This is a genomic window from Halanaerobium sp. (genome assembly GCF_003070835.1).
In genome coordinates this window covers 1-3,944 of sequence record NZ_QBLR01000307.1, presented here as the reverse complement: position 1 = coordinate 3,944, position 3,944 = coordinate 1, and the positions used below count along the sequence as shown (strand labels likewise).

The 3,944-nt window shown below is 34.3% G+C and carries 3 protein-coding genes and 1 pseudogene; all 4 read right to left on the bottom strand.

Annotation, left to right across the window (positions count from 1 at the left end):
- Positions 1 to 230 precede the first annotated feature (230 nt).
- Complete coding sequence (nadC, locus tag CI949_RS17955; RefSeq protein ID WP_073158499.1) at positions 231 to 1,073, bottom strand: carboxylating nicotinate-nucleotide diphosphorylase; 843 nt, start codon at positions 1,071 to 1,073, stop codon at positions 231 to 233.
- Positions 1,060 to 2,733, bottom strand: coding sequence for an L-aspartate oxidase (gene nadB, locus CI949_RS17950; protein WP_073158496.1), 1,674 nt, complete (start codon positions 2,731 to 2,733; stop codon positions 1,060 to 1,062). The genes nadC and nadB overlap by 14 nt, the downstream gene beginning before the upstream one ends.
- Before the next feature lie 77 nt (positions 2,734 to 2,810).
- Positions 2,811 to 3,707: a quinolinate synthase NadA gene (gene nadA, locus CI949_RS17945; RefSeq protein WP_073158493.1), complete on the bottom strand. Its 897-nt coding sequence runs from the start codon at positions 3,705 to 3,707 to the stop codon at positions 2,811 to 2,813.
- Between the two features lie 45 nt (positions 3,708 to 3,752).
- A pseudogene (locus CI949_RS17940) lies at positions 3,753 to 3,944 on the bottom strand (sodium:solute symporter family protein); the annotation flags it as partial.

Here is a 3,944-nt window from a genome sequence, read left to right as displayed (position 1 = left end):
ACAGGGGAACTTCATTAAAATAGTTATCGGCAGGCTCTCACTAACCCCGCTTCGCTGAGATAAATATTTTTAATTACTTTCCCTGATCAATGTTTTTAAATATTATTTTTTATTTAACTCATGTTTTATTAATTTTACCTTATTAAATTAGGTTTGTCAAGGTTTTGATATATTTTTTAATATTCAAAACAAAAATATTTATCCGTTTTTGAAATCTAAAAGTTTAATATTTAAATCTGCAAATCCAGAGCAATATCCAGTGACCTAATCTGATGAGTTAATGTTCCTAAAGAAATTATATCAACTCCAGCTGCAGCAATTTCTTTAATGTTTTTCTCATCTATTCCACCTGAAGCTTCTATTACAGCTTTGTCAGCAATTAGACCAACAGCCTTTTTGAGTACTGGCAGCTCCATATTATCAAGCATTACAATCTCTACTCCAGCCTCCAGTGCAGCTTCAACCTGAGCCAGGTCTTCAGTTTCTACTTCTATTTTTACAGTATGAGGAATGGAATTTTTGAGCTGGCTAACAGCTTTTTTGATACTGCCCACTACTTTTATATGATTATCCTTGATCATTACTGCATCATAGAGACCAGAACGATGATTTTTAGCACCCCCAACTTTAACTGCATATTTCTCCAGCATTCTTAATCCAGGAGTTGTTTTTCTGGTGTCCACGATATCTACTTCATATTCTTTGATCAGATCTACAAATTTTCTGCTCCGACTGGCAATACCCGAAAGCCTCTGCAGAAAATTAAGTGCTATTCGCTCTCCTTTTAAAATATTTAAAGCTGAACCTTCCAGCTCAGCTAGTACATCTCCTTTTTTTATTTTACTGCCGTCTTTTAGCAGAGTTATAAATTTTATATCACTATCTAGTTTATGAAAAACTTCAGCTGCAACATCCAGTCCGGCTACAACTCCGGCTTGCTTAGCTGTTATTTTAGCTCTGCTTAAATGATTTCGTGCAATTAAATTATCAGTTGTCAAATCACCACTATAGCCAAAATCTTCTTTGTAAGCTGCTTCGATTATCTCTGTAAGAAAAAATTTATTTAATGACATCTATTTTCCCTTCCCTTCTGTCCCTGTTAAATAAAATATATTTTTGTGCCCACTTTGATTTTTTAACAGGAAAATTTTTTCGGTAGTGAGCACCTCGACTTTCTTTTCTGATTAACGCTGCTTTGAGCATTAATTTTGCTATCAAAAATTGATTTTTTAATTCCCATAACTGCTGACTGTAGTTATTCTTGAATTTTTTTGACTGAAGATAATTATTATTTAAATTGACCCAGTCAAGCAAATTTTCTAATTCAACTTTTGATCTAATAATTGAAGCTTTTTGGGTCATTTTCTGCTGTATTTTATTTTTTAAATTCTCTAATTCTTTTTTTAAGGGCTCTGTTAGCTTATGTGAAATAATCTGATCATCATTAAAAATATCACTTTTTTCAGTAACTAAATATGTGCTTTTATCTTTTTTCTGGCGCCAGTTTTCTTTCACATAATTATATATTTGAGCAGCAAAAACAACTGCTTCTAAAAGCGAATTGCTGGCCAGCCGGTTGGCTCCATGAACACCTGTCCAGGCAGATTCACCGCAGACAAAAAGCCCCGAAATTGTACTGCGTCCATTTAAGTCTGTTCTAATTCCTCCCATTAAATAGTGGGCGGCCGGATAAACAGGAATTAAATCTTTAGTAATATCAAGATCAAATTCTAATAATTTTTGATAAATTGTTTTAAATCGTTTCTGCAGATAGGAAGAATCAAGATGAGTTAAATCAAGATAAACATAATCAAAGCTGGATTTCGAAACCTGATCAACAATCGCCCTGGCAACAATATCTCTGGGCGCTAATTCTGCATCAGGATGATAATCAGGCATAAATCTCTCTTTTTTTTCATTTATTAATATTCCACCCTCACCTCGAATACTTTCTGAAATTAAATAAGCTCTTTTCCCAGGCAAAGCCAGAGCGGTTGGATGAAACTGCATAAATTCTAAGTCAATCACTTCTGCCCCGGCTCTAAATGCAGCGGCTATTCCATCACCTGTAGTTAGCTCGGGATTGCTGCTTCTGCTAAAAAGCTGACCACAGCCACCTGCTGCCATTATAGTCACCGCCGCCCGAATTAAAAGTAGTTCGTCTTTATCGCTATTTTTAACCAGTACACCAGTAATTTTCTTTACATCCTCATTATTTTTCGTCTGCAGCAGCTTAATAACAAAATGATTTTCTTTTAACTTAATATTTTGTTCTTTTTTAACAGCTGTCAGTAAAGATTGGCTGATTTCACTGCCTGTTGCATCACCAGCATGTAAAATTCTTCGCCGGCTGTGTCCACCTTCTTTAGTTAAATCAAAACCATCGTTTTGAATATCAAAATCTGTACCTAGCTCTATTAATTCTTTTATTCTCTCAGGCCCTTTTTTTATCATTAGTTCTACACTTTTTTGATAACAGTGACCTGCTCCGGCCTTTACTGTATCATTATAGTGGGCTGCAAAAGAATCTTTCTCAGAAATTACAGCAGCAATACCACCCTGAGCATAACTGCTGTTACTCTCATTTTTATCAGCCTTTGTTAAAACACAGACTTCTCCCAACTCACTCAATTTAAGTGCACTATAAAGTCCGGCAATTCCACTACCAATTATTAAAAAGTCACTTTTTATTATTTTTAAATCATCTTTTCTTATAGATGTAGATTGTTTCATTATTTTTTATCACCTCAATACAGCAAATGTTTTAATTCTTAAACTTAAATGAAAGATTAGTCAGGTCAAAATTCAAATCATACAAGCATCTTTTCTAAAGCTGAAGCTGCTTTTAATCTTGTCATTTCTTCTATTTCAATAACCGTTTTCATGTTTTTAAGAGCCTTATATATTTTTTTAAGTGAGTTCTTTTTCATATTTTGGCATATTAAATGAGGACTTAAAAGATAAAAATTTTTAGCTGGATTCTCTTCTTTTAAACGGTGTAATAATCCAAGTTCTGTTCCAATAATCATTTTTTGAGCCTCAGTATTTTTGGCATAGTTTAAAATAGCTGCTGTACTGCCAACAAAATTTGCAGCTTTTACAACCTCAGATCTACATTCTGGATGTACTGCAATTATAGCTTCTGGATAAAGTTCTTTCATCCTTTTGATATCTGCTTTCTGTACCCAATGGTGCACAGGACAAAAACCATCCCATTTAATTATTTCTTTATCAGTTTTTTGCTCTACATAATTTGCCAGATTTTGATCCGGTAGAAAAATAACTTTATCAGCCTCAATTGAGTTTACTATATCTACTGCATTAGAAGAAGTACAGCAGAGATCACTTTCGGCTTTAATCTCAGTCGAAGAATTAACATAAGTTACAACAGCTGCCTGCGGATGCTTTTCTTTCAACCATCTTAGGCTCTCTACATCTGCCATATCAGCCATTGGACAGCCGGCAAATTTTTCCGGTATCAAAACTGTTTTATCAGGTGAAAGAATTTTAGCACTTTCTGCCATAAAAGTTACTCCACAAAATACTATTACATCTGCCTCAAGTTTTGCAGCTTTTTGACTTAAACCAAAAGAATCACCAACATAATCAGCAGCATCCTGTACCTCTGCAGGTTGATAATTATGGGCCAGAATCACAGCATTTTTAGCCTTTTTTAATTTTTTAAGCTTTTCCCTTAGTTTTGACATTTTACCCTCCTAATATTTTAAAATAAATATTTCTGCTCAGAAAATTTATAAAATATTTTTAGCATCTAATTCCTGATTAATATAGCCAATAAATTCTTCAGCCTTCTTAGTTGGGGCCTGAGTAAATAAGCTTACTACAACAAAAACTGCTGTTGAAACGAGCAGTGTCCAAACTCCGGCACCATGACCCAGTGGACTCCAGCTGCTAAACTGGAGGTATAAAGCAGTAATCGAACC

Coding starts and splice junctions, on each gene's coding strand:
- nadC (WP_073158499.1), bottom strand. CDS start 1,073: ATGTCATTAAATAAATTTTTTCTTACAGAGATAATCGAAGCAGCTTAC.
- nadB (WP_073158496.1), bottom strand. CDS start 2,733: ATGAAACAATCTACATCTATAAGAAAAGATGATTTAAAAATAATAAAA.
- nadA (WP_073158493.1), bottom strand. CDS start 3,707: ATGTCAAAACTAAGGGAAAAGCTTAAAAAATTAAAAAAGGCTAAAAAT.